The 23,778-nt window shown below is 57.2% G+C and carries 21 protein-coding genes and 1 tRNA gene; 9 read left to right on the top strand and 13 right to left on the bottom strand.

The window, feature by feature from the left end; genetic code table 11:
* The first annotated feature begins 1 nt into the window (after position 1).
* The 4 genes from FHN83_RS08345 (at position 2) to FHN83_RS08325 (ending at position 6,129) form a co-directional block, all read left to right on the top strand.
* Positions 2–3,874 carry a cellulose biosynthesis protein BcsC gene (locus tag FHN83_RS08345; RefSeq protein WP_039031731.1) on the top strand — a complete coding sequence of 1,291 codons (3,873 nt, stop codon included), beginning with the start codon at positions 2–4 and terminating at the stop codon, positions 3,872–3,874.
* A complete protein-coding gene (gene bcsD, locus FHN83_RS08340) occupies positions 3,874–4,341 on the top strand; it encodes a cellulose biosynthesis protein BcsD (RefSeq protein ID WP_039031732.1) in 468 nt (155 codons plus the stop codon). The genes FHN83_RS08345 and bcsD overlap by 1 nt, the downstream gene beginning before the upstream one ends.
* A gap of 9 nt (positions 4,342–4,350) precedes the next feature.
* Positions 4,351–5,340 (top strand): glycosyl hydrolase family 8, encoded by a 990-nt coding sequence (locus FHN83_RS08335; RefSeq protein ID WP_139563657.1) that lies wholly within the window; start codon positions 4,351–4,353, stop codon positions 5,338–5,340.
* A 336-nt stretch (positions 5,341–5,676) separates the two neighbouring features.
* Positions 5,677–6,129: a hypothetical protein gene (locus FHN83_RS08325; RefSeq protein ID WP_139563656.1), complete on the top strand. Its 453-nt coding sequence runs from the start codon at positions 5,677–5,679 to the stop codon at positions 6,127–6,129.
* Between the two features lie 42 nt (positions 6,130–6,171).
* On the opposite strand, the gene FHN83_RS08320 is transcribed toward FHN83_RS08325, so the two are convergent.
* The 8 genes from FHN83_RS08320 to puuD all read right to left on the bottom strand — a co-directional run bounded on the left by FHN83_RS08320 (position 6,172) and on the right by puuD (position 13,475).
* Positions 6,172–6,603, bottom strand: coding sequence for a hypothetical protein (locus FHN83_RS08320; protein WP_139563655.1), 432 nt, complete (start codon positions 6,601–6,603; stop codon positions 6,172–6,174).
* Complete coding sequence (locus FHN83_RS08315; RefSeq protein WP_139563654.1) at positions 6,581–6,976, bottom strand: polymorphic toxin type 44 domain-containing protein; 396 nt, start codon at positions 6,974–6,976, stop codon at positions 6,581–6,583. The genes FHN83_RS08320 and FHN83_RS08315 overlap by 23 nt, the downstream gene beginning before the upstream one ends.
* 9 nt (positions 6,977–6,985) lie before the next feature.
* Positions 6,986–7,477: an Hcp family type VI secretion system effector gene (locus FHN83_RS08310; protein ID WP_138370254.1), complete on the bottom strand. Its 492-nt coding sequence runs from the start codon at positions 7,475–7,477 to the stop codon at positions 6,986–6,988.
* 326 nt (positions 7,478–7,803) lie between these two features.
* Positions 7,804–9,069, bottom strand: coding sequence for a 4-aminobutyrate transaminase (gene puuE / locus FHN83_RS08305; RefSeq protein ID WP_139563653.1), 1,266 nt, complete (start codon positions 9,067–9,069; stop codon positions 7,804–7,806).
* A gap of 42 nt (positions 9,070–9,111) precedes the next feature.
* The gene (locus FHN83_RS08300) at positions 9,112–10,392 is read right to left on the bottom strand and encodes an NAD(P)/FAD-dependent oxidoreductase (protein ID WP_039031736.1); all 1,281 of its coding nucleotides are present in this window, start codon (positions 10,390–10,392) and stop codon (positions 9,112–9,114) included.
* 2 nt (positions 10,393–10,394) lie between these two features.
* The gene (gene puuC, locus FHN83_RS08295; RefSeq protein WP_139563652.1) at positions 10,395–11,882 is read right to left on the bottom strand and encodes an aldehyde dehydrogenase PuuC; all 1,488 of its coding nucleotides are present in this window, start codon (positions 11,880–11,882) and stop codon (positions 10,395–10,397) included.
* A 257-nt stretch (positions 11,883–12,139) separates the two neighbouring features.
* Positions 12,140–12,697 carry an HTH-type transcriptional regulator PuuR gene (gene puuR, locus FHN83_RS08290; protein ID WP_039031738.1) on the bottom strand — a complete coding sequence of 186 codons (558 nt, stop codon included), beginning with the start codon at positions 12,695–12,697 and terminating at the stop codon, positions 12,140–12,142.
* Positions 12,698–12,722: 25 nt separating this feature from the next.
* Positions 12,723–13,475 carry a gamma-glutamyl-gamma-aminobutyrate hydrolase gene (puuD, locus tag FHN83_RS08285; RefSeq protein ID WP_197057144.1) on the bottom strand — a complete coding sequence of 251 codons (753 nt, stop codon included), beginning with the start codon at positions 13,473–13,475 and terminating at the stop codon, positions 12,723–12,725.
* 224 nt (positions 13,476–13,699) lie between these two features.
* On the opposite strand from puuD, the gene FHN83_RS08280 reads away from it, so the two are divergent.
* The 3 genes from FHN83_RS08280 to FHN83_RS08275 all read left to right on the top strand — a co-directional run bounded on the left by FHN83_RS08280 (position 13,700) and on the right by FHN83_RS08275 (position 16,740).
* On the top strand, positions 13,700–15,118 hold the full coding sequence (locus FHN83_RS08280) for a glutamine synthetase family protein (protein ID WP_139563651.1): 1,419 nt from the start codon (positions 13,700–13,702) through the stop codon (positions 15,116–15,118).
* 73 nt (positions 15,119–15,191) lie between these two features.
* The gene (locus FHN83_RS28210) at positions 15,192–15,368 is read left to right on the top strand and encodes a hypothetical protein (protein WP_176556487.1); all 177 of its coding nucleotides are present in this window, start codon (positions 15,192–15,194) and stop codon (positions 15,366–15,368) included.
* A complete protein-coding gene (locus tag FHN83_RS08275) occupies positions 15,358–16,740 on the top strand; it encodes an APC family permease (RefSeq protein ID WP_139563650.1) in 1,383 nt (460 codons plus the stop codon). Before FHN83_RS28210 ends, FHN83_RS08275 begins: the two co-directional genes overlap by 11 nt.
* Positions 16,741–16,800: 60 nt before the next feature.
* Here FHN83_RS08275 and FHN83_RS08270 read toward each other — a convergent pair.
* Positions 16,801–16,876, bottom strand: a tRNA-Ile gene (locus FHN83_RS08270).
* Positions 16,877–17,001: 125 nt separating this feature from the next.
* Between FHN83_RS08270 and mug the strand changes: the two genes are divergently transcribed.
* Positions 17,002–17,508, top strand: coding sequence for a G/U mismatch-specific DNA glycosylase (gene mug, locus FHN83_RS08265; RefSeq protein ID WP_039031742.1), 507 nt, complete (start codon positions 17,002–17,004; stop codon positions 17,506–17,508).
* 90 nt (positions 17,509–17,598) lie between these two features.
* Here the strand turns inward: mug and rpoD are convergent, their stop codons facing one another.
* From rpoD to rpsU, 3 genes are all read right to left on the bottom strand, one after another.
* Complete coding sequence (gene rpoD, locus FHN83_RS08260; protein ID WP_072036725.1) at positions 17,599–19,581, bottom strand: RNA polymerase sigma factor RpoD; 1,983 nt, start codon at positions 19,579–19,581, stop codon at positions 17,599–17,601.
* A gap of 14 nt (positions 19,582–19,595) precedes the next feature.
* The gene (dnaG, locus tag FHN83_RS08255; protein WP_138370252.1) at positions 19,596–21,341 is read right to left on the bottom strand and encodes a DNA primase; all 1,746 of its coding nucleotides are present in this window, start codon (positions 21,339–21,341) and stop codon (positions 19,596–19,598) included.
* Between the two features lie 116 nt (positions 21,342–21,457).
* Positions 21,458–21,673, bottom strand: coding sequence for a 30S ribosomal protein S21 (rpsU, locus tag FHN83_RS08250; RefSeq protein WP_001144069.1), 216 nt, complete (start codon positions 21,671–21,673; stop codon positions 21,458–21,460).
* A 236-nt stretch (positions 21,674–21,909) separates the two neighbouring features.
* On the opposite strand from rpsU, the gene tsaD reads away from it, so the two are divergent.
* The gene (gene tsaD, locus FHN83_RS08245; RefSeq protein WP_039031745.1) at positions 21,910–22,923 is read left to right on the top strand and encodes a tRNA (adenosine(37)-N6)-threonylcarbamoyltransferase complex transferase subunit TsaD; all 1,014 of its coding nucleotides are present in this window, start codon (positions 21,910–21,912) and stop codon (positions 22,921–22,923) included.
* 19 nt (positions 22,924–22,942) lie between these two features.
* Here tsaD and FHN83_RS08240 read toward each other — a convergent pair whose 3' ends face one another.
* Positions 22,943–23,608 (bottom strand): response regulator transcription factor, encoded by a 666-nt coding sequence (locus FHN83_RS08240; protein WP_039031746.1) that lies wholly within the window; start codon positions 23,606–23,608, stop codon positions 22,943–22,945.
* Positions 23,609–23,778 lie beyond the last annotated feature (170 nt).

The raw sequence follows: 23,778 nt of genomic DNA, 5'->3' as shown, positions 1-23,778 counted from the left end.
TATGGAAAATAAAAACAAAACCGCCAGACATCTGCCTGTGCTGTGCCTGTTCAGCGGGCTGGCGCTCGGGGGAATTCAGGGTGCCCAGGCGGCGGATGCCGCGCAGTCGGCCAATAACCCGGCGCTGAAAGCCCTGTTCGACCAGGCGAACTACTGGCACGAAAAGTCTCACGATAACCTGGCGATGGAATCGCTGAAAAAAGTGCTGATGGTGGACCCTAATAACACCCAGGCGCTGTACCTGATGGCCTTATGGTCACAGCAGGCCGGTGACGTGAAGGGGGCGGCCCAATGGCGCGAGCGCTTAACGGCGGTCTCGCCGCAGGATGCAAATCTGCAGGCGCTGGATAACGCGAAGCAGATGCAGCAGGTGCCGCGCGGGCAGCTGGAGCTGGCCCGTCAGCAGGCGCGCAGCGGCAACATTCCTGCCGCCCTTGCCACCTGGCAGAGCCTGTTTACCGGCAACCAGCCGCCGCCGAGCCTGGCCCCGGAATACTATCTGACCATGGCCGGGGACAAATCACTCTATCCGCAGGCGGTGAGCGAGCTGCGTCAGCTGCGCGTGCAGTATCCGCAGGATAACAACGTCAAAATTGCGCTGGGCAAAGTGCTGACCTATCAGGAGAACACCCGCCGTGAAGGGATGAACATCCTGCAGGATCTGGCGAGCGGCAGCCAGGATGCGGATAAATCCCTGCGTCAGGCCCTGCTGTGGCTGGGGCCGCAGGCGGGCGACGAAGCCTATTACCAGACCTATCTGCAACGCCATCCCACTGATACGGCGGTGCAGGACTATTTCCGTAAAAGCATCGGCGGGGCGGCAAAAGGCGAAGGCTATGTGGCGCTGAACAGCGGCAATACCGACACCGCCCGCAGCCAGTTTGAGCAGGTGCTGAAAGCGAACCCGGAAGATGCCGACGCGCTGGCCGGGATGGGCTACGTTGCCCTGCGCAAGGGCGACTACGCCGCAGGGGCGCAGTACCTGAACCGTGCAGCAAGCCTCGGCGGCGCGGCCTCTGAGGAGCGCAAGCAGCAGGCGCAGGATGCCGAGTTCTACGGCCAGCTGGCGCAGGCGCAGGCGGCTTACAAGCAGGGCAACGTCAGCCAGGCGCTGGCCCTGAGCGCACCTCTGGCCCAGCGCAGCGGCGAGCAGGGGGCGGCGGCGAAGCTGTTCCGCGCCGATGTCCAGCGGCATAACAAAGATTACACCTCGGCGGAACAGACCCTGCGCGGCCTGCTGAACGAGCAGCCAAACAACGGCTCTGCCCGGGAAAACCTCTACTACGTCCTGCGCGAGCAGAATAAAACCGCCGAAGCCCAGGCGATGTTGCAGACCCTGCCGGCCAGCCTGCAGGCGAGGCTCCAGCCGCGCGTCTCCGGCGGCAATCCGACCGATCCGCTGCGTCGTCAGGCCCAGCAGGCGGCGGCCAGCGGCGATCAGATGCGCGCCATCGCCCTGTTGCAGCAGGGAACGGCCCGCTATCCGTCCGATCCCTGGCTGCGACTTGATTTAGCCCGTCTCCTGCAGAAGCAGGGGCGCAGCGCGGAGGCGGCCAACGCCATGGCTCCGGCGTTCCGTCCGAACGCCAGCAACAGCGAACTCTATGCCGCCGCGCTGTTCGCCAGCGAAAACAACGCCTGGCAGCAGTCGCAGACGCTGCTGTCGCGCATTCCGGCCTCCAGCCAGAACAGCGATATGCGCGAGCTGTCCCAGCGGGTGAACTACAACCTGCAGATGAACGTCGCCGAGCGCTATCTGGCGTCGGGAGATCGTACTGCGGCGGCCAACACCCTGAAAGCGCTGGCGGCGCGTCCACCGCAGAGCCCGGCGGATGCCGGCAAGCTGGCGCGGATGCTGGCCCAGAGCGGGGACGTCACCACCGCGGTGAGCGTGGTCCACGACAACATGCGCCGTGGCGTGCAGGGTAACGCCGGGGATTATGCCGATCAGGTGGCGGTGCTCAACCAGGCGGGACTGGGCGGCGAAGCCCAGGCCTGGCTTGCCAACCCGGAGCTGCAGTCGCGCAGTACCCCAACCCAGCTGGCGAGCATTCGTAACGGCTACGTGATCAACGAGGCCGATCGTCTGCGCACCCAGGGCAACTACGCTGCGGCCTACGACAAGCTGATCCGCGCCATGCAGAACGATCCGCAGAACACCGATCTGATGTTTGCCATGGCGCGCGTCTATCAGTCCGGGAAGATGAACAAAGAGGCGGGGGTGGTCTATGACTACCTGATGACCCGCGACACGCCGCAGCAGGATGCCCGCGCCGGGGCGATTGACGTGGCGCTGGCCAGCAAAAACGTCGATAAGGCGAAGCAGCTGAGCACCGGGCTGACCAACGACGGCACGCCGGAACGCCTGCTGCTGCTGGCCCGGGTCTCCGAGGCCGAAGGTAACCATCAGCAGGCGATGAGCTATCTGCGCACCGCGCGCGGCAAGCTGCTCGGCCTGCAGGATAACAGCGGTGAAACCGCCCCGATGCTGGGCGGTCTGGCCTTAGCCGACAACCCGTTTGTCGGCACTTCCAGTACCGGCGCGGTGGCGGATTCCCCGTCGCTCTACGGCCAGGCGATGCCGTGGCAGGTGGCCCAGCTGGCGCGTAATCCACAGACCGCGCCGCCGGGCACCGTGCGCACCGATCTGCCGGTAGAAACCGCTCAGGCCGGGACGCTGCGCCAGGTGGATAACATGATGGAGATGCTGGTGGATAAAACCGCCACCTGGGCCCGGGGTTCAACCGCCCTGCGCGCGCGTGACGGTGAAGAGGGGCTCAGCAAGCTGACCGAAATCAAGGCGCCGCTGCAGTGGTCCACCGTGCCGTTCGGCGACTCTCGTCTGGACGTGAACGTCACGCCGATCAGCCTCGATGCGGGCACCTCGTCCGACGAATCCAGCCGCCGGTTTGGTACCGGGGCGCTGATCCAGGGTGGGGTTGCCGAGGAGCTGTATAACGCCTCCACCACCACGCCGCCTGAGCTGCCGAACATCGACAAGATCAAGGTGCCGTCCCAGGGCTCGCAAAGCGCCCAGGGTGTGGAAGTGGCGATGGCCCTCACCGGGGATCAGTACAAAATTGATGTCGGCTCCACGCCGCTGGGCCAGGATCTGAATACCGTTGTCGGTGGGATCCAGTGGTCGCCGCAGCTGACGGACTACCTCAAGCTGGTGCTCACCGGCGAGCGTCGCGCGGTGGTGGACAGCCTGCTCTCCTATGTCGGTGTGGAAGATAAATACAGCGGCAAGAAGTGGGGTCAGGTCACCAAAAACGGCGGCAGCGCGCAGCTGAGCTACGACAATACCGATGCGGGCTTCTACGCCGGAGTTGGCGTCTATGACTACGTCGGGGAGAACGTGCCGAGCAACACCAGCGTCAACGGCTCAGCGGGGGTCTATTTCCGCCCTTACTACGCCGCCGATCGCGAGCTGAAAGCCGGCATCAACATGAACTACATGAACTTCGACAAAAACCTGAGCTACTTCAGCTACGGGCAGGGGGGCTACTTCAGCCCGCAGGACTACATCAGCGTCTCCTTCCCGGTGGATTACACCCAGAAATACGACAACTGGAAGCTGGGGCTAGGGGCGTCGATTGGTTATCAGTCCTACTCTCAGGACGAGAGCCCGTACTTCCCGACGGATTCCGCGATGCAGCGCCAGCTGGAAGATTACGTCTCACGCGGTTTTGCCAAAGAGGCGTTTTACAGTGGCAAAAGCGAGAACGGTCTGGGCTACAACCTGCGCGCGTCAACGGACTACAAGCTGAACAAAGATATGACCATCGGCGGGCAGATCGGGTATGACACCTTCGGTGATTACAACGAAAGTAGCGCCAATATCTACTTCCGCTACCTTCTGGGGAACAAGTGATGAATGATCAACAGCTTTTGCAGTATTACCAGCATCAACAGTCGCAGTCGGGCTGGTTTGCGCTGATCCACGTGATGATTGAGAGTATGGTGGCCAACGTCGGCGAGGCGCAGAGCCGCTCGTTCCTCGTGCAGATGGGCGACTCGCTGGGCGAGCGCTTCCCGCTGGGGCTGGCGCACACGGTGGGCGAGCTCGAAGGGCAGATCAACGCCCGGCTCGCGGCCTTTAACTGGGGCTATATTGATATCGACGCCAGCGACACGGCGCTGCGCATCTGCCACACTGCGCTCCCGGTACCGCCGGAAGAGGCAAAACAGATGGCGTGGAACCACGCCTTCAGCGCGGTGCTGGAAGGGCTCTACGCCCGCTGGCTGCGCGAACAGGGCGGAAAATCACACGTATCGCTGTGGCGGGAGGCATCCCCCTCGGCTACGGTTATCCATTTCAGATACCAAAATAATCAATAAGGATTGGCCATGTGGCAGCGAGCTAAAATCGTGGTTCTGGCGCTGGGGCTGATAGTCAGCCAGCAGGTCTTTGCCACAAGCGCATGGGACAGTTACAAGGCGCGGTTTTTGATGCCGGACGGTCGCATCATTGATACCGGCAACAACAGCGTGAGCCACACCGAGGGGCAGGGCTTCGCCATGATGATGGCGGTGCGCAACAACGATCGCGCCGGTTTTGACAAAATCTGGACCTGGACCAAAAAGAACCTGCAAAATCCGCAGACGGGGCTGTTCTACTGGCGCTTTAACCCGGTGGCTGCCGATCCGGTTATGGATAAAAACAACGCCACCGACGGCGATACCTTTATCGCCTGGGCGCTGTTAAAGGCGGGCACCCAGTGGAACGACAGCAGCTATCTGAACGCGTCGGACGCTATTACCAAAGAGCTGGTGGCCCGCAACGTCATCAGCTTTGCTGGCTATCGCGTGATGTTGCCTGGAGCGAAAGGCTTTAACCTCAACAGCCATGTGAATCTGAACCCGTCGTACTTTATCTTCCCGGCGTGGGAAGATTTCGCGAAGCGCAGCCATCTGACGGTGTGGCGTGACCTGATTAACGACGGGCAGAAGCTGCTGGTGAAAATGCGCTTCGGCGACACCCAGCTCCCGGCGGACTGGGTTTCACTCTCTGCCGACGGTCGCGTCACCCCGGCCAAAGAGTGGCCTGCGCGCTTCAGCTACGACGCGATCCGCGTGCCGCTGTACGTGAAGTGGTATCAGCCAACCAGCCCGCTGATGGCGCCCTATACCGCGTACTGGGGACGATTCTCCCGCACCCAGACGCCTGCTTGGGTGAATGTCACCACAGGCGATCCGGCACCCTATATGATGGCGGGCGGGTTACTGGCGGTGCGTGATCTGGCGATGGGCCAACTCCCGGCGGGCGAGCCGCAGATCACGGCGCAGGAGGATTATTACTCCGCGAGTCTGAAGATGCTGGTGTCGCTGGCAAGATAATTTTCCCCTCTTATCGTGGGATTCTGGAAAGCGCCTCGCAAGAATGACTTGCGGTGGCGCTTTTTTCTTTCTGTGGGACAAAACAAGGCATAGAGTCTCCTCGTTGCGGTAGAAGCTGCAACCGGGCGTAGGAACCCGCTTTAGTATAAGGTGACCCGGATTTACGATCCGGTGTGCTGCCAGCGCGTATGCCGATATGATTACGGTGGCGCGGGCGGAGCAGTCGAAAGGCTGGCCGATCCCCTTGTACGTCGGCATTCCTACCTCCGTCAGCGTCACCCCCTGAGCGTAGGAACTCTGGTAGTGATCTCATTTTTCGTACAAGGAGGATGCCTTATGGCTACGATCCCAACCCTGTCTTACCCTGAATCTGACGAAAGCATTATCCACCATCTGCTCACCGCACCGCTGCCCGTCTCTGCTGACCTGTTTGAGGTCACGGATCGTTGCGCGGCCCTGGTGACCGTCCTGCTGGAAACAAAAGAGACTGCCCCGCGTCTGGCATTATGCGGACAGCTGTCGCACGTGCTCACCCGGCTGGCGCACCTGTGCGATGAAGACTTGCCCTCGCACCTTATCGCCCAACTCACCGTCGATGACGTGGTGGATTCCGCTATGCCGCTCTGTTGGCAGGAAACCTACCTGATGGTGGAGTATCTCCAGTCGCTGAACCTGGCGTTACTGGGCAATACGCTGCCGGATAAGGTGGCGCAGGACCTGACCGGGCTGCTGCACGACATGGTGTATATCTTGCGGGACTATGTAAGGGAGCCGTACCGGACGCACTGAGCGTAGGGAAGGAGGCTGGCGGCGACGCCAGCCGGGATTAAGTCACTCTGTACCGCTGGCATACAGTTCGATAATCGGGAATACAGCGTTACCCTTTGATAAATACATTACCGAGTTGGTGAAGTTGTAGACTTTACCTTTCACGCGAACCGTCAGCAGCCGCCCAATTTTTGTCACGGTGGCTGTACTCGTATCCGCCGTTAAAAAGGGTTTCATTTCCTTCACGGCTTTAAGGGGATCTTCAGAATATTCGCCCGATAAATAGTAACGGAAGACATCAGAAACAGTCGCATTACCACCCTGGTATTGTGTGATATAAAGCCAGGTATTTTCATTCAGCTGCTTTGATGCGTACAAGCGATCGTCATAAGCATTACTCTGGCTGTAATGGTAGAACGCAAAACAGACCACCAGCAGGAGCAGTACGAGAGTTAATGTACGGTGCCCGTATTTAATAACCGTGCTGTATCGCATAATCAATACCTTGCTTTATCCATTTCTGATCTTCTGGATCGTCTCCGTAGGGAGGTATTTCCCACCAGTGCCCCCACTCTTCTACATTGGATGTGCCTGCTCTGGACTGCGCAAATCCCGCACCCTTTAATAAAATTGCAGGGGGTATGCCGCTTACATAGCCTGTAGCACCATAATTAAAATTGCCGAAATCTGCCCATAACCTGTTTTTCTGTTTGTAATCCCACGGACCGCCATTTCTGACTTTATTATAAAACCAGTAATAAGTGGTTGGGGTCGCCATGCCTCTGCACATTCCCAGTGCTTTGGCTTCCATTATATTTTTGCGCAACAGGGAAAAACCACCGGGAGGCATGATTGGAATAATAGCCATTGCATATCCTTATGCCGTTTTACGTTCATTCCATGAATCTGAAAAAATAAGATTACCATCACAGTGCTTCCACGTGATTTTTTCGTAACGAAATTCGACTTGCTCGATATGGTTTTGGTGGAGAGTGGCAGGATCTTTACAGTCATGCATTATGGGAGCAACGGAGACAACTTTGACATTCTCAAGTAACATATTGAAGTACTCAACCTCCTGCCCGCCATCATTGATTTTGTACCATTTTAATTCTGCGGATTTTAATGTTTGTCCGGTGGCGACCGCTTTATACAGGTACGTTGATGAGCTATCAAACTCTTTTTCGATGATAAAAGAACCGTGGATACGATTGCCTGTAATCCTTCCCGTATTGTTATCGGTTGGGGTATATAATCGGTGACTAAAACCAATAACCTCCACACTGCCTTCACGATCCCGTACGTCAGACGATCCTTTGATTAACGCACCGCCATCATCCTTTAAAAATAAGTACGCGGGTATAGCCATTCCGGTTAACTCCATTCAGGTAAGAAATTATCCAGACAATACGATGACATGATTTTACAGAATGTAATTTTTTATATCTCAGTAGTTACCTTAATAGATCCCTGTAATAATTAAATCTAAGAAATTTAATTTTTATATGTTTTATTTTTTCTGGCGTTACCGGGGAATACGCTGCCGGATAAGGTGGCGCAGGACCTGACCGGGCTGCTGCATGACATGGTGTATATCTTGCGGGACTATGTAAGGGAGCCGTACCGGACGCACTGAGCGTAGGGAAGGAGGCTGGCGGTAATGCCGACGTCCGTATGACGTCGGCACACAATGGCTTAACCGCGCGTGACCTGCTGTAAAATCGTCAGCGCCTGGTTGAACTGCGCCTCCGGGATGGTCAGCGGATAGAGGAAGCGGATCACGTTGCCATACTGACCGCAGGTCAGCAGCAGCAGGCCCTGCTCCAGCGCTTTCTTCTGGATGGCTTGCGCCAGTGCGGCAGAGGGCTGGCCGCTGTCGGGATCGTTGAACTCCGCGGCGATCATCGAGCCCACTCCGCGTACCGCCACAAGTCCAGGGCACCAGGCTTTGCTCTCCTCGAGCGTAGCGGCGAGGCGTTCACCCAGCTGCTGGGCACGGGCGCACAACCCCTCACTGTCGATGATCTTCAGCACCGCGTGCGCGGCGGCCACGGCCAGCGGATTACCGGCGTAGGTTCCCCCCAGTCCGCCCGGGGCTGGCGCATCCATGATCTGCGCGTTACCCACCACGCCGGAGAGCGGCATCCCGCCCGCCAGACTTTTCGCCATGGTCATCAGGTCGGGTTTGTCAGCGTAATGATCCATCGCGAACAGCTTGCCGGTGCGGGCGAAGCCGCTTTGCACCTCATCGGCAATCATTACGATACTGTGCTCATCGCAGATGCGGCGGATGGCCGCCACCAGCTCAGGTGGCGCGACGTTGAACCCGCCTTCGCCCTGCACCGGTTCGAAAATAATGGCTGCTACCTGCGTCGCCTCGATATCCGCTTTAAACAGACGTTCGATGGCCGCGACGGCATCCTGCGTGGTGATGCCATGCAGCGCTGACGGGTAAGGCACGTGATAGACCGAGCCCGGGAAAGGACCAAATCCGATTTTGTACGGGGCGACTTTGCCGGTCAGGGCCATGGTCATGTAGGTACGGCCATGGAACCCGCCGCTGAAGGCGATAACCCCGGGACGACCGGTGTGGGCGCGGGCGATTTTGACCGCGTTTTCAACCGCTTCGGCGCCGGTCGTAAAGAACGCCGTTTTGGCCGGGCCGCGTACCGGGGCCAGTTCGTTCAGCTTCTCCGCCAGCGTCACATAGCTCTCGTAAGGGACGATCTGGTAGGCCGTGTGGGTGAAGTGGTGCAGTTGCTCTTCAACCGCCGCCACCATCTCCGGGTGGCGATGGCCGGTGTTCAGCACCGCGATCCCGGCGGCGAAATCGATATAGTCATTCCCCTCCACGTCGGTCAGCGTGGCGTTTTCCGCTGAACGGGCGAAGAAGTTACACATCACGCCCACGCCACGTGGGGTGGCGGAAAGACGACGCTGATGGAATTCATTGTTACTCATGATCTGTCCCCTTGCTGAAAATGGTTTACTGGAATGGTGTGATTACATACCGAGACGATCGCGCAGGCTGTAGTAAGCCGCCCCCATCGCGGTGAAGGGAATACGCAGGCTCCGGCCACCCGGGAAGGGGTAGTGCGGCAGATTCGCGAAGGCGTCAAAGCGCTGCGCATCCCCGCTCAGCAGCTCGGCAATCAGCCGCCCCGCCAGATGGGTACAGGTCACGCCGTGACCGCTGTAGCCCTGCATGTAATAGATGTTGTTATCGAGGCGGCCAAACTGCGGCATCCGCGACAGCGTCAGCAGGAAGTTGCCGGTCCAGCGATAGTCAATTTTCACCCCCTGCAGCTGCGGGAAGGTTTTCAGCAGTTTGGGCATCACCAGCCGCTCCACGTCGGCAGGATCGCGGGCGCCATAGACCACCCCTCCACCGTAGAGCAGGCGGTTGTCGGCGGTCAGACGGTAGTAATCCAGCAGATAGTTACAGTCTTCGACGCAGTAGTTTTTCGGGATCAGCGAGCGGGCAAGATCCTCAGAGAGCGGCGCGGTGGTGACCACCTGGGTCCCGCAGGGCATGCTGCGCTTCGCCAGCTCAGGCTCCAGCTTATCGCCCAGATAGGCGTTGCCGGCGACGATCACATAGCGTGCCGTCACCTGGCCCTGGGCGGTACTTACCACCGCCGGGCTGGTGTGCTGAATGCGGGTCACCGGGGATTGTTCAAACACCCTTCCGCCGTTCAGACGGATAGCGTCGGCTTCACCGAGGGCCAGGTTCAGGGGATGAATATGGCCGCCGCTGTGATCCAGCAGGGCACCCGCGTAGCGATCGCTGTCCACTTCGCGACGGATCGCGCGGGCATCCAGCAGCTCCAGCTGGTTGTTGCCGTAGCGCTCCCAGTTCTCCTTTTGCTCTTCCAGCGTATCGAGCTGCTTGTTGTTGAGCGCCACGAACAGGCCGCCGGGACGGTAGTCGCACTGGATCTGGTAGCGTTTGATGCGTTCGCGAATGATGTTCCCGCCTTCGAACATCATGTCGCCGAGCATTCTGGCGGTGTCCGGGCCGTAGGTTCGCTCTATCACGTCGATGTCGCGGCTGTAGGAGTTAACCAGCTGGCCGCCGTTGCGCCCGCTGGCGCCATAGCCGATCCGCGCCGCCTCCAGCACGACAACGTCAAAGCCCATTTCCGCCAGATGCAGGGCGGAAGAGAGGCCGGTATAGCCGCCACCGACGACGCAGACGTCGCAGGTGATGGATTCGCTCAGCGTCGGATAGGGTTCATGCGGGTTGGCGCTGTCTGCGTAATAACTGGTGGTATGTTCGGTCATGATCAAAGCTCCAGATCAATCCAGATGGTTTTCAGTTCGGTGAATTTTTCCAGCGCGTGCAGCGACTTATCCCGCCCGTTGCCGCTCTGCTTGTAGCCACCGAAAGGCACGGTCATGTCGCCGTCGTTGTAGTTGTTCACGAAGACGGATCCGGCCTTCAGGCGGCGGCTGAGTCGGTGGGCGCGGGAGAGATCCCGGGTCCAGACTGCGGCACCCAGGCCGTACTGGCTGTCGTTGGCCAGCGCCAGGGCTTGGTCTTCATCTTTAAAGCGCGTGACCACCAGCACCGGGCCAAAGATCTCCTCTTTATGCAGAGGGGAATTCGCAGGGAGATCGACAAAGACGGTCGGGCCGATGGCGGCAGACCAGGGGGTGTTGCGCCCGTCCAGCAGCAGGGTGCCGTGCTCGCTGCCTGCCCGGATGTAGCCGTGGACCGTATCTGCATGGCTGGCGTCGATCAGCGTTCCGAGCGTGGTGTTGGGATCGAGCGGGTCGCCTGGCTGCCAGTTGCGGGCCTGCTGTTTGAGCTTTTCCAGGAATGCGTCGGCGATGCTCTCCTCCAGCAGCAGGCGCGTTCCGGCAATGCAGACCTGCCCCTGGTTGTAGAAAATGCCTGCCGCCGTGGCGCTCACCGCCTGGTCCAGATCCGCGCAGTCGGCAAAGACGATGTTGGCGCTTTTGCCGCCCGCCTCCAGCCAGACGCGCTTCATGTTGCTCTCGCCCGCATCTTTTAACAGCTGCTTGCCGGTGCGCGTGGAGCCGGTAAAGGTCATCACGTCCACGTCCGGGTGCTGCGACAGCGCCTGGCCCGCCTCGTGACCAAAGCCGCTGATAACGTTGAATACTCCGTTGGGCAATCCAGCCTCTTTTGCCAGTGCGGCGAGGCGCAGGGCGGTGAGGGGGGATTTTTCGGAAGGCTTCAGGATGATGCTGTTACCCGCCGCCATCGCCGGGCCGAGCTTCCAGCAGGCCAGCAGCAGGGGGAAGTTCCACGGCACCACGGCGGCCACCACGCCGATGGGCTCCCGGACGATCATCGCCAGTTCACCCGCGCCGGTAGGGGCGACTTCGCCATAGACTTTATCCAGCGCTTCGGCGTACCAGCGGATGGCCCGCGCCGCGCCGGGAACGTCGTCGCGCAGGCTGTGGCGGATGGGCTTGCCGGTATCGAGGGTTTCCAGCAGGGCTAACTCTTCCCGGTGTTGCTCCATCAGTTCGGCGAAGGCGTAGAGCACCGCTTTGCGTTTTGCCGGGGAGGCCTGGGACCATGCGCCGTCATCAAAGGCCTGGCGGGCAGCCTGCACCGCCCGATCGACATCGGCTTTTTTGCCCCGGGCTACCTGCGCCAGGGGTTGCGCCGCCGCCGGGTTGAGGGTCTCAAAGGTGCTATTATCGGCGGCGTCGCAGTAGTCGCCGTTAATAAAAAGTCGGGTCTCTATTTCCAGACTTTTGGCTTTATTCTGCCAGTAACTCAGGTGCTGAAAATCCATATAAACTCCTTCGTAGCGTAACCAGATAAAGTAAATTCGGCCTGTTCAGGCAATACACAGCCGTGGGGCGTCCCAGGATGAATAACCTGTCTGTGCCGGATTAAGCGCTAAGTTATTTGCGCGTATTATTCGGGGCCGCCGGGAAATACATTTCCCGCCGCGAGAACGTGTTTATTTGCGTTTTCTTCACGCCGCCGGAAATAATAAACCCGGCGGCGTTGGCCTGAAGAAAGCCTGAGAATATCTCAGGCCAGAAATCAGAATGTGGTAGGGGTGTGGGCACTGATAATTCGGCAAATCCCTGCCGAGGTGTTGCTGAAGCTGTGCGGTATGCCGGTGTTAATGGCATAGCTTTGTCCGGCAACCAGGTGATAAGTCTGACCATTAAACGTCAGCATGATTTCACCCTCCAGTACGGTGCCTATCTCTTCACCCTGATGCTTGATCCTCTCTCCGGTTGTGGTTCCTGGCTGGTACGTTTCAAAAATCATTGCCAGCGTACGGTTCGGATCCCCGTTATGAACCAGCTTCATCGAAACACCCTGACTGCCCATTTCGATAAGATCGTCCTGATCGATCACCACCTGCGGTGCATCAGGTTTTTCTGGCTCAGAAAAGAATTCCGAGAGCGACAGCCCATAAACCTTCAGCAGCTTTTGCAGCGTACTGATGGCAGGACTGACTTTGTCCTGCTCTATGGTGCTGATGGCACTATGTGTTAAACCAGACAGTTCGGCGGCACGACGCTGTGAAAGACCCAGTTGCTGGCGGATCTCTGACAGACGTTTTCCTGGCGCCAGGCCGTCATCGCTCATATTTGCATTTCCTTAACGGTAGTGGTCAGAGCCGCTGCTTTTCGGCGGCGTAGCGCTGACAGGCGGTGATAAATCCTTCGAACAGCAGTCGAGACAGGGCATATTCGCTGCTGTTCCATTCGGGATGCCATTGCACACCCAGGGCGAACGGATGCTGATGTACGCTAATCGCCTCTACCAGCCCGTCCGGAGAACTGGCCTCTACGCGCAGGCGATCGCTCAGGGTTTTGGCTCCTTGTCCATGAAGAGAGTTTACCCAAAACGTGTTGCAGCCCGGTATCAGCTGAGAAATCAATCCCCCCTCATTGACCTGAACTTCATGAGACGGGGCGTACTGCAATTCCACCGGCAGCTCAGGATCCTCGCGGTGTTCAAGCAGGTCGGCCTGCTCGAAGAGACGACGATACAGAGTCCCACCCGTGGCGACAACCAATTCCTGCAACCCACGGCAGATGGCGAAAATGGGGATGCGCCTTTCCAGCGCCGCGCCAATCAGCGCCATGCTCAGAAGATCTCGCCCGGGATCGGCGTAAGGCTCATCGCCGTTTTCACCATAAAGGTGCGGCTGTACGTTGCTTGGACTGCCCGGCAGATAGATGCCGTCCAGAGTAGGGAGCAGAGCTTCAAGCAGCTCGGGTTCCGCCAGGGCATGCGGCAGGGCGATGGGCAGTCCGCCTGCATGAATAATGGCATTCAGATACTTTTCTTGCAGGGTCTGGGTCTCGTGACCCTTCAGCCTGTTTCGACACATCACCACGCCGATGACGGGTTTGTACATTATATTTTCCATGATCGCCTTCACAAAGTGGACTAAATTATGACCGCGCTAGCCGTAAAAGCGGCCATTTCGTTCAATATTTTCTCAATCTAGCAGTGAGATCTGCCCTTTGCAAACTTAATTTAACATTTGACAAACAATTTATTTGCATACTAAGTTGGGTCATGGACATTATATTTAACAGTGAAAGTCAGAGTCCAAACTCAACACAACGGCGGTGAATGATGGAAACCAGTATCCTGGAAGTAGAGAATTTTGTGCAGAAGTCGGAAGAGCGATGGGTTAGCGCCTTTAGCCATGAGGTGAGGCGCTATCTGGAGCGTTATCCAAACACGCAGTATGTCGATGTGCTGCTGACCGATCTGAATGGCTGCTTCCGGGGTAAACGTATTCCCGTCGCTGGACTGAACAAGCTGGAAAAAGGGTGCTACTTCCCGGCGTCGGTGTTTGCCATGGATATTCTGGGGAATGTGGTTGAAGAGGCCGGGCTTGGGCAGGATATGGGTGAACCGGACTGCACCTGCGTTCCTGTACTGGGGACCTTAACGCCCTCCGCGGCTGACCCGGAGTATATCGGTCAGGTGTTACTGACCATGGTTGATGAAGATGGCGCTCCCTTTGACGTTGAGCCCCGGAACGTGCTGAACCGCCTCTGGCTGCAGCTTCGCGAGCACGGCGTGTTCCCGGTGGTAGCGGTAGAGCTGGAGTTCTATTTACTCGATCGTCAACGCGATGCTGAAGGCTATCTGCAACCGCCGTGCGCACCGGGCACTCACGATCGCAACACCCAGAGCCAGGTTTACTCCGTTGATAATCTTAACCACTTTGCCGACGTGCTGAACGACATTGATGAACTGGCGCAGCTCCAGCTCATCCCGGCGGACGGGGCGGTGGCGGAGGCCTCGCCTGGCCAGTTCGAAATCAACCTCCACCATACCGATAACGTGCTGGACGCCTGCGACGATGCGCTGGCGTTGAAACGTCTGGTGCGTCTGATGGCCGAGAAGCATAAGATGCACGCCACCTTTATGGCCAAACCCTATGAAGAGCATGCGGGCAGCGGGATGCATATCCACATCAGCATGCAGAACAGCAAAGGGGAAAATATCCTGGCGGATGAGGATGGGGAAGATTCTGCCCTGCTGAAGCGGGTGCTGGCGGGAATGATCGACCTGATGCCGGCGTCCATGGCGCTGCTGGCCCCGAACGTTAACTCTTACCGTCGCTTCCAGCCGGGCATGTATGTGCCGACCCAGGCTTCATGGGGCCATAACAACCGCACCGTGGCGCTGCGTATTCCCTGCGGCGATCGCCATAACCACCGCGTCGAATACCGGGTGGCAGGCGCGGACGCCAACCCTTATCTGGTTATGGCGGCGATTTTCGCCGGTATTTTACACGGGCTCGACAATACGCTGCCGCTGCATGAAGAGGTGGAAGGCAACGGGCTGGAGCAGGAAGGCCTGCCATTCCCGATCCGCCAGAGCGATGCCCTGTGGGAGTTTATGCAAAACGATACCCTGCGCGAGCGCCTGGGAGAACGTTTCTGCCACGTGTACCACGCCTGTAAGAACGACGAACTGCTGCAATTCGAACGGCTGATCACCGAAACCGAAATCGAGTGGATGCTTAAAAACGCCTGAAAAAGCGCCCCGCGGTCTGCATATGGGCGCTGCGGGGTTCTGTTAACGACACATTGTGTGATGAGGAATTGAGATGATGCAGATATCTGTCTATCCGCAGGGAGAGGGGGGCCATGAGTGCGAACGCGCCGCCCGCCGGTACGCTGTCTCCTTCTATTTATGCTTTACCCCCTTGCTAAGCAGGTTTGTTGTCAGGACGACGCGCCGACAGATCCCCGCCAGCATGGGGGTGAACCTCTATGGCTATTAACACCTCATTAAATATCGCCTCAGAAGCGAGTAAGCCCCGGCTGCGTAAATCGCTCAAGCTGTGGCAGGTGGTCATGATGGGATTGGCCTATCTGACGCCGATGACCGTGTTTGATACCTTCGGCATTGTGTCCGGCATCAGCAACGGTCATGTTCCGGCCTCTTATCTGCTGGCGCTGGCGGGGGTGCTGTTTACGGGCATCAGCTACGGCAAGCTGGTGCGCCAGTTCCCGGAGGCGGGCTCCGCCTATACCTACGCGCAAAAATCGATCAGCCCCCACGTCGGCTTTATGGTGGGATGGTCATCGCTGCTCGATTATCTCTTCCTGCCGATGATTAACGTGCTGTTGGCCAAAATTTACCTCTCAGCGATGTTTCCCGAAGTTCCGCCGTGGATCTGGGTGGTCTCTTTTGTCGCCATTCTGACCGCCGCGAATCTGAAGAGCGTCAGCCTGGTGGCGAACTTTAATACCCTGTTTGTGCTGGTGCAGGTCTCCATCATGGTGGTGTTTGTGGTGTTGGTGGTTCAGGGGCTGCACAAAGGGGAAGGGGTCGGGACCGTCTGGTCGCTCAGGCCTTTTATCAGCGAGAATGCGCACCTGATCCCGATCATCACCGGGGCGACCATCGTCTGTTTCTCGTTCCTGGGTTTCGACGCCGTAACTACGCTTTCCGAAGAGACGCCGGATGCCGCACGGGTGATCCCGAAAGCGATATTTCTGACGGCACTGTACGGCGGGCTAATTTTTATCGTCGCCTCTTTCGCAATGCAGCTCTTTTTCCCGGACATCAGCCGCTTTAAAGATCCTGATGCTGCGCTGCCGGAGATTGCCCTTTATGTGGGCGGTAAGCTGTTCCAGTCGATCTTCCTGTGTACCACTTTCGTTAACACCCTGGCCTCCGGGCTGGCATCGCACGCCAGCGTATCGCGCCTGCTGTACGTGATGGGACGTGACAACGTTTTCCCGGAGCGCGTGTTTGGTTATATCCATCCCAAATGGCGTACCCCGGCGCTGAACGTGATCATGGTGGGCATTGTGGCGCTGTCGGCTCTGTTCTTTGATCTGGTGACCGCCACGGCGCTGATCAACTTTGGCGCGCTGGTGGCCTTTACCTTCGTAAACCTGTCGGTTTACAACCACTTCTGGCGGCGTAAGGGTTATAACAAAACCTGGAAAGATCGCTTCCATTATCTGCTGTTGCCGCTGATTGGTGCGGTGACGGTAGGGGTGCTGTGGGTCAACCTTGAAGCAACGTCCCTGACGCTGGGACTGATATGGGCTGCGCTGGGCATGCTGTATCTGGCGTATCTGACTCAGCGTTTCCGTAAACCGCCGCCGCAGTATGAGGCGAGGAACGCCGAACAGGGGTGATGGCTTACCTGAACCCATAAAAAAGGGCTTAGATAATTGCTTATCTAAGCCCTTGATATTTGGTGGCCCCTGCTGGACTTGAACCAGCGACCAAGCGATTATGAGTCGCCTGCTCTAACCACTGAGCTAAGGGGCCGTGGCGGAGGATTATAAAGTAACTCCTCGCGGCAATCCAGCCATACGCACCTGCCTGCTGTTTTTATAAACAACGCATTTTCAATCTTTTATACTTTCAAAGTGATCTATTCATCGGGAGTAAAAATGATCAGCGATATCCTTGCGCCAGGCCTGCGGGTTGTGTTCTGCGGCATCAATCCGGGCAAGTCCTCTGCCCACACCGGTTTTCACTTTGCGCACCCCGGTAATCGCTTCTGGAAGGTGATCTACCAGGCTGGCTTTACCGATAAGTTACTCAAGCCGGAAGAGGAGCAGCAGCTGCTGGATACCCGCTGCGGCATCACTATGCTGGTGGAGCGCCCGACGGTGCAGGCGAGCGAGGTGGACCTGCATGAGCTGCGCAGCGGCGGACGGGAGTTAATTAAGAAGATTGAGGACTATCAGCCCGCGGCGCTGGCGATCCTCGGCAAGCAGGCGTACGAGCAGGCGTTCAGCCAGCGTGGGGTGCAGTGGGGGAAGCAGAAGATCACTATCGGCGTGACACAGGTGTGGGTACTGCCTAATCCGAGCGGGCTGAACAGGGCGACGCTGGAGAAGCTGGTGGAGGCGTACCGGGAGCTGGACCAGGCGCTGGTGACGCGGGGGCTTTAAGTCCCCTCACCCTGGCCCTCTCCCCATAGGGGAGAGGGAAAAAAGCCAAAAAAAAGCTCCCGGTTGGGAGCTTTTTGCTGTTTACCTGGATTAGTCGTCCAGGAAGCTACGCAGCACTTCAGAGCGGCTTGGGTGGCGCAGTTTACGCAGCGCCTTCGCTTCGATCTGACGGATACGTTCGCGGGTAACGTCGAACTGTTTACCCACTTCTTCCAGCGTGTGGTCGGTGTTCATATCGATACCGAAACGCATACGCAGGACTTTCGCTTCACGGGCGGTCAGGCCAGCCAGAACGTCGTGGGTGGCGGCACGCAGGCTCTCGGTGGTGGCAGAGTCCAGCGGCAGCTCGAGGGTGGTATCCTCGATGAAATCACCCAGATGCGAATCTTCATCGTCGCCGATTGGCGTTTCCATGGAGATTGGCTCTTTAGCGATTTTCAGCACCTTACGGATCTTGTCTTCCGGCATCAGCATGCGCTCGGCCAGCTCTTCCGGCGTCGGCTCGCGGCCCATCTCCTGCAGCATCTGGCGAGAAATACGGTTGAGCTTGTTGATGGTCTCAATCATATGCACCGGAATACGGATGGTGCGCGCCTGATCCGCGATAGAGCGGGTAATAGCCTGACGGATCCACCAGGTCGCGTAGGTGGAGAACTTGTAACCACGACGGTATTCGAACTTATCAACCGCTTTCATCAGACCGATGTTGCCTTCCTGAATCAGATCCAGGAACTGCAGACCGCGGTTGGTGTACTTCTTGGCGATGGAGATAACCAGACGCAAGTTCGCTTCAACCATCTCTTTCTTCGCACGGCGGGCTTTCGCTTCACCGATGGACATACGACGGTTGATGTCTTTAACCTGCTCGATGGTCAGGCCGGTCTCTTCTTCAATCTGCTGCAGCTTCTGCAGGCCACGATGGACGTCGTCAGCCACGTCGCGCAGTTTTTCAGACCACGGCTTGTTCATCGCGATAGCCGCGTTGAACCAGGTTTCGCTGGTTTCGTTGCCGGTGAACAGGGTGATGAAGTTCTTCTTCGGCATTTTGCACTGTTCAACGCACACCTTCATGATGATGCGTTCCTGGGTACGTACGCGATCCATCATCACGCGCATGCTGTTAACCAGGTAATCGAACTGTTTTGGCACCAGACGGAACTGCTTGAACACTTCAGACAGCTTCAGGATCTCTTCCTGAGCGGCTGCGTGGCTGCGGCCTTTGGCTTTGATGGTGTCGCGGGTGACTTCATACTGCGTGCGCAGTTCACCGAACTTCTCGCGAGCCAGTTCAGGGTCGATGCTGTTGTCGTCATCGCTGCTGTCGTCATCGCCATCTTCGTCTTCTTCGTCTTCATCATCATCCATCTCTTCCTGAGACAGTTCAGAACCGACGTGAGTCGCCGTAGGGGCCATGTCTTCTTCCGCGTTCGGATCGACAAAACCGGTGATCAGATCGGACAGGCGAGCTTCTTCCGCTTCCACACGATCGTACTGCTCGAGCAGATAGGTGATCGCTTCCGGGTATTCGGCAACGGAACACTGAACCTGGTTGATCCCGTCTTCGATGCGTTTTGCGATGTCAATTTCGCCTTCGCGGGTCAACAGTTCAACGGTACCCATTTCGCGCATGTACATGCGAACCGGGTCGGTGGTGCGGCCGATTTCAGATTCAACGCTCGACAGAACCTGTGCAGCAGCTTCTTCTGCATCTTCGTCGGTGTTGTTTGAGTTTTCAGCAAGTAACAGATCATCGGCATCAGGGGCTTCTTCCATCACCTGAATACCCATGTCGTTGATCATTTGGATGATGTCTTCGATCTGATCGGAGTCGACGATATCTTCCGGCAGATGGTCATTGACCTCGGCATAGGTCAGATAGCCTTGCTCCTTACCACGTTGGACAAGAAGTTTCAGCTGTGACTGCGGGTTTTGCTCCATAAGACGGTATCCACACTTATTCGTTTGATTGGTGTCGGCGGTGCTGCAGCCAACCTTTAAAGCGAGGGCGTACTTGTATTTTTGCCGCTGCCTCTCAGTGCGGCTGTCGGGATCTACCCGAACGATATTCGGCACTTAAGCCGTTAAATTTATTTCTTCGCCAGTTCCTGGTTAATCATCCAGAGCTCCCGGCGTTCTTCGCTGCTTAAACCCTGTGTGCGCTCGCGAGCAATCAACTCTTCCTGGCGCAGTTCAAGCATCGAATCAAACATATGGTTGAGCGAGTCGGTGAAGGTCTCTTCAGCAATCTCTTTATCTGCTATATCGTCCCACATCGACAGTTTTTCAAGGGTTGCGGACGCTTTTGTTCCGCGATAGTGCTCTAAAAGTTGTCCGGTGGTCAGACCTGGCTGTGACAAACAAGTGTTGACCAGTTCTGCAAATAAGCCAAGTCCGGGCAGCTTTTCATGGTTCAAACCCTCCAGAGACGGCACGCGTGGGGCCAGTTCCGGGTTTTGTACCAGCAGTCCTATCAGTATACGCATGGTTGTGCGTTTTAGCTGAGGGGCAGGGCGAACCGCTCCGCTTTCAGCCTGTTTTGGCATTAAACGTTCAAGCTGGCTGTCATCCAGAATGCCGAGTTTCTTACCCAGCTCCTGGCGCAGGTAGATGCGTAACGTTTCGCCGGGCACCTGAGTGATTAACGGCAGCGCCAGCGTACTGAGCTGCGCACGGCCATCCGGGGTGCTCAAATCCACCTGCGGCATCAGGCTGTTAAACAGAAACGTGGAGAGCGGCTGAGCCTGCTCCATCCGTGCTTCAAATGCCGCTTTGCCCTCTTTACGCACCAGCGTATCCGGGTCTTCGCCGTCGGGCAGGAACATAAAGCGCAACTGGCGCCCGTCGGTCATGTACGGTAATGCCGTTTCCAGTGCTCGCCAGGCGGCTTCGCGTCCGGCCCGGTCGCCGTCGTAACAGCAGACGACCGTATTGGTCACCCGGAACAGCAGCTGAATATGGTCAGCGGTGGTGGAGGTACCCAGCGACGCAACGGCATAGTTAATGTCGAACTGCGCCAGCGCCACCACATCCATATAGCCTTCGACCACCAACAGCCGCTGCGGTTCAGCGTTATTCTGCTGGGCTTCATACAGGCCATACAGCTGGCGGCCTTTATGGAAAATATCGGTTTCCGGGGAGTTGAGGTATTTCGGCAGGGCATCACCCAGCACGCGGCCACCAAAACCAATTACCCGGCCACGCTTGTCGCGAATGGGGAACATCACCCGCTCGCGGAAGCGGTCATAGCTACGTCCCTGGTCGTTGGTGACCAGCATGCCCGCGTCGATGAGAGATTTACGATCTTCGCTATTGCCGCCAAAACGCTTTAACACGTTATCCCAGCCGGGAGGGGCGAAACCAATAGCGAAACGCGCAATGACATCGTCGCTCAGTCCGCGCTTGTTCAGATACTGACGCGCAGGCTCAGCAGCAGGTTGCTTAAGAGACTGTTGGTAAAACGAATTCAGGCCGTCCATCAGCTGATACAGCGTTTGTCGCTGATGACGCTCTATCTGACTTGGCCCACTGCCTGCTTCATACGGCACTTCAAGGTTGTGCATGGCAGCCAGTTCTTCGACGGTTTCAACAAACTCGAGCTTGTCATAGTTCATCAAAAAGTCGACGGCGTTGCCGTGCGCGCCACAGCCGAAGCAGTGGTAGAACTGTTTTTCACCGTTCACGGTGAAAGAGGGGGTTTTTTCGTTATGGAATGGACAGCACGCGTGATAGTTCTTGCCCTGCTTTTTCAGCTTTACCCGCGCGTCGATGAGATCGACGATGTCGGTTCTTGCCAGCAGATCATTAATGAAAACGCGTGGGATTCGTCCAGCCATAGGCCCCATGAATTTTTAGTGACTCATAAACGAAAACAAGCCGCGCATTCCTTCCGGAAGCACGGCCTTACGACTACTACTCTGTCTGACAATTGAGGACGTGCGTCCTCAATAGATTAGTACAGACGAGTACGGCGTGCGTTTTCGCGAGCCAGTTTCTTCGCGTGACGTTTCACAGCAGAAGCTTTAGCGCGCTTACGTTCAGTCGTTGGTTTTTCATAGAACTCACGACGACGAACTTCAGCCAGAACACCTGCTTTCTCGCATGAACGCTTGAAGCGACGCAGTGCTACGTCGAACGGCTCGTTTTCACGTACTTTAATTACCGGCATGTAACTCTCACCTTTATAAATTCGGTTTGCCGCTGGCATCAACGCCAGCTTATTTCAAAATGGTGCGGAATTTTACTGCAATTGCTGCTGCTTTGTAAAGCACCGCGGCCGTTTTTGAAAGGGACTTTTATAAGGGTGAGGAGTATACACGAAGAGAACTCCAGGGGTGAGGAAAGTTTTACATCAACCCGCCCAGGCTCTACACTGCGCGGTATCTGAGTGAGGTAAAACAAGTCATGCGTGTACTGGGTATTGAAACATCCTGCGATGAAACCGGCATCGCGATCTACGACGATGAAAAAGGGCTGGTCGCCAACCAACTGTATAGTCAGGTAAAATTACATGCCGACTACGGCGGCGTGGTGCCGGAACTGGCGTCCCGCGACCATGTGCGTAAAACGGTGCCCCTGATCCAGGCGGCGCTGAAAGAGGCAGGCTTTACGGCGAAAGATATCGACGCCGTGGCCTATACCGCCGGCCCGGGTCTGGTGGGCGCGCTGCTGGTGGGCGCCACCATCGGGCGTTCGCTGGCGTTCGCGTGGGATGTACCGGCTATTGCGGTTCACCATATGGAAGGGCATCTGCTGGCGCCGATGCTGGAAGATAATCCGCCTGAATTTCCGTTCGTGGCGCTGCTGGTTTCCGGCGGCCATACCCAGCTGATTAGCGTGACCGGTATTGGTCAGTATGAACTGCTGGGCGAATCCATTGACGATGCTGCGGGTGAAGCCTTCGACAAAACTGCCAAACTGCTGGGACTCGATTACCCGGGCGGCCCGATGCTGTCGAAGATGGCGGCCCAGGGCACGGAAGGGCGCTTTGTCTTCCCGCGTCCGATGACCGACCGGCCAGGGCTGGATTTCAGCTTCTCGGGGCTGAAAACCTTCGCGGCAAATACCATCCGTAATAATGAAGGCGACGATCAGACCCGCGCCGACATCGCCCGTGCCTTTGAAGATGCGGTGGTGGATACGCTGATGATCAAGTGCAAGCGCGCGCTGGATCAGACCGGCTTTAAGCGCCTGGTGATGGCGGGCGGCGTGAGCGCCAACCGTACGCTGCGCGCGAAACTGGCAGAGATGATGCAAAAACGCCGCGGTGAAGTGTTCTATGCCCGCCCGGAATTTTGCACCGATAACGGGGCGATGATCGCTTATGCCGGAATGGTGCGCCTGAAATCGAACGCCACGGCAGATCTTAGTGTTTCAGTGCGTCCGCGCTGGCCGCTGGCGGAGTTACCCGCCGCCTGATGTCAGCCTTACCCGGATGTCAGAGAGCGATATCAAACATCCGGGTTTTAGCGAGCAGGCAGTAAAGCTGGCAGCTGTTACTGACCCCCAACTTCTCCATTGCCCGCATTTTATGTGCGCTCACGGTTTTGATGCTCAGATGCAGACGCCGTGAGATATCCGTCAGGCTAAGCCCCTTGCAGATCAAACGCAGCACTTCCGTCTCCCGCGGCGAAAGGGCTTCGTTGGCCGCTCTTTTGTGGAATAGCGTGTTCATCAGCGAGTGCTCAACAAAGACTTCGCCGCTTATTACCGACTGAATCGCCTGGCGGAGGATCGTCTCATTGATATGCTGGCTCAGATAGGCGCTGGCTCCCGCCTCCAGCGCCAGGCGGATGATGAGCGGGTTGGTGTCGGGCGAAAGCATAATGATTTTAAGCGTCGGATAGTGATGCCCTAACCATTTCACCAGCGTCAGCCCCTCCATATCATTTAGTGAACGGGTGAGCGTATACCCCAGCAGTAAAATATCTGTTGGATGCCGGGCAAGCAGGGTGAGTAACTCGCTCGTCGCCGCCGCTTCACCCGAGATGGAAAAGATCCCAGGGACGGTATCGTCACCGTGCGCGGTGCGGTTCATGATCATAGCGTGAAGTCCCCGGCGAATAAGGGTATGTTCATCCGCAATTGCAATTTTAATAGTCATTGGATTCCTGAGGTATTCACGCGACATTAATGGATATAGCAGGCAGATATTTTACAGGAAGAGAATAGTAACTTGCTGGTGATGTAAAAACATTAATAGCGTAAACTGGACTTGCTTTATCTTTTTTTAAACTCCGCACAACGAATTTGGTTATTTTTATCCTCGCTTCA

This window comes from Leclercia adecarboxylata (genome assembly GCF_006171285.1).
GTDB lineage: Bacteria > Pseudomonadota > Gammaproteobacteria > Enterobacterales > Enterobacteriaceae > Enterobacter > Enterobacter barmai.
The sequence above is the reverse complement of the archived record's forward strand: the minus strand, read 5'-3'. Positions and strand labels throughout refer to the sequence as shown.

What these genes read in the sequence shown, in the direction of transcription:
- FHN83_RS08345 (WP_039031731.1), top strand. Translation starts at nt 2, where the DNA reads ATGGAAAATAAAAACAAAACCGCCAGACATCTGCCTGTGCTGTGCCTG.
- bcsD (WP_039031732.1), top strand. Translation starts at nt 3,874, where the DNA reads ATGAATGATCAACAGCTTTTGCAGTATTACCAGCATCAACAGTCGCAG.
- FHN83_RS08335 (WP_139563657.1), top strand. Translation starts at nt 4,351, where the DNA reads ATGTGGCAGCGAGCTAAAATCGTGGTTCTGGCGCTGGGGCTGATAGTC.
- FHN83_RS08325 (WP_139563656.1), top strand. Translation starts at nt 5,677, where the DNA reads ATGGCTACGATCCCAACCCTGTCTTACCCTGAATCTGACGAAAGCATT.
- FHN83_RS08320 (WP_139563655.1), bottom strand. Translation starts at nt 6,603, where the DNA reads ATGCGATACAGCACGGTTATTAAATACGGGCACCGTACATTAACTCTC.
- FHN83_RS08315 (WP_139563654.1), bottom strand. Translation starts at nt 6,976, where the DNA reads ATGGCTATTATTCCAATCATGCCTCCCGGTGGTTTTTCCCTGTTGCGC.
- FHN83_RS08310 (WP_138370254.1), bottom strand. Translation starts at nt 7,477, where the DNA reads ATGGCTATACCCGCGTACTTATTTTTAAAGGATGATGGCGGTGCGTTA.
- puuE (WP_139563653.1), bottom strand. Translation starts at nt 9,069, where the DNA reads ATGAGTAACAATGAATTCCATCAGCGTCGTCTTTCCGCCACCCCACGT.
- FHN83_RS08300 (WP_039031736.1), bottom strand. Translation starts at nt 10,392, where the DNA reads ATGACCGAACATACCACCAGTTATTACGCAGACAGCGCCAACCCGCAT.
- puuC (WP_139563652.1), bottom strand. Translation starts at nt 11,882, where the DNA reads ATGGATTTTCAGCACCTGAGTTACTGGCAGAATAAAGCCAAAAGTCTG.
- puuR (WP_039031738.1), bottom strand. Translation starts at nt 12,697, where the DNA reads ATGAGCGATGACGGCCTGGCGCCAGGAAAACGTCTGTCAGAGATCCGC.
- puuD (WP_197057144.1), bottom strand. Translation starts at nt 13,475, where the DNA reads ATGTACAAACCCGTCATCGGCGTGGTGATGTGTCGAAACAGGCTGAAG.
- FHN83_RS08280 (WP_139563651.1), top strand. Translation starts at nt 13,700, where the DNA reads ATGGAAACCAGTATCCTGGAAGTAGAGAATTTTGTGCAGAAGTCGGAA.
- FHN83_RS28210 (WP_176556487.1), top strand. Translation starts at nt 15,192, where the DNA reads ATGATGCAGATATCTGTCTATCCGCAGGGAGAGGGGGGCCATGAGTGC.
- FHN83_RS08275 (WP_139563650.1), top strand. Translation starts at nt 15,358, where the DNA reads ATGGCTATTAACACCTCATTAAATATCGCCTCAGAAGCGAGTAAGCCC.
- mug (WP_039031742.1), top strand. Translation starts at nt 17,002, where the DNA reads ATGATCAGCGATATCCTTGCGCCAGGCCTGCGGGTTGTGTTCTGCGGC.
- dnaG (WP_138370252.1), bottom strand. Translation starts at nt 21,341, where the DNA reads ATGGCTGGACGAATCCCACGCGTTTTCATTAATGATCTGCTGGCAAGA.
- rpsU (WP_001144069.1), bottom strand. Translation starts at nt 21,673, where the DNA reads ATGCCGGTAATTAAAGTACGTGAAAACGAGCCGTTCGACGTAGCACTG.
- tsaD (WP_039031745.1), top strand. Translation starts at nt 21,910, where the DNA reads ATGCGTGTACTGGGTATTGAAACATCCTGCGATGAAACCGGCATCGCG.
- FHN83_RS08240 (WP_039031746.1), bottom strand. Translation starts at nt 23,608, where the DNA reads ATGACTATTAAAATTGCAATTGCGGATGAACATACCCTTATTCGCCGG.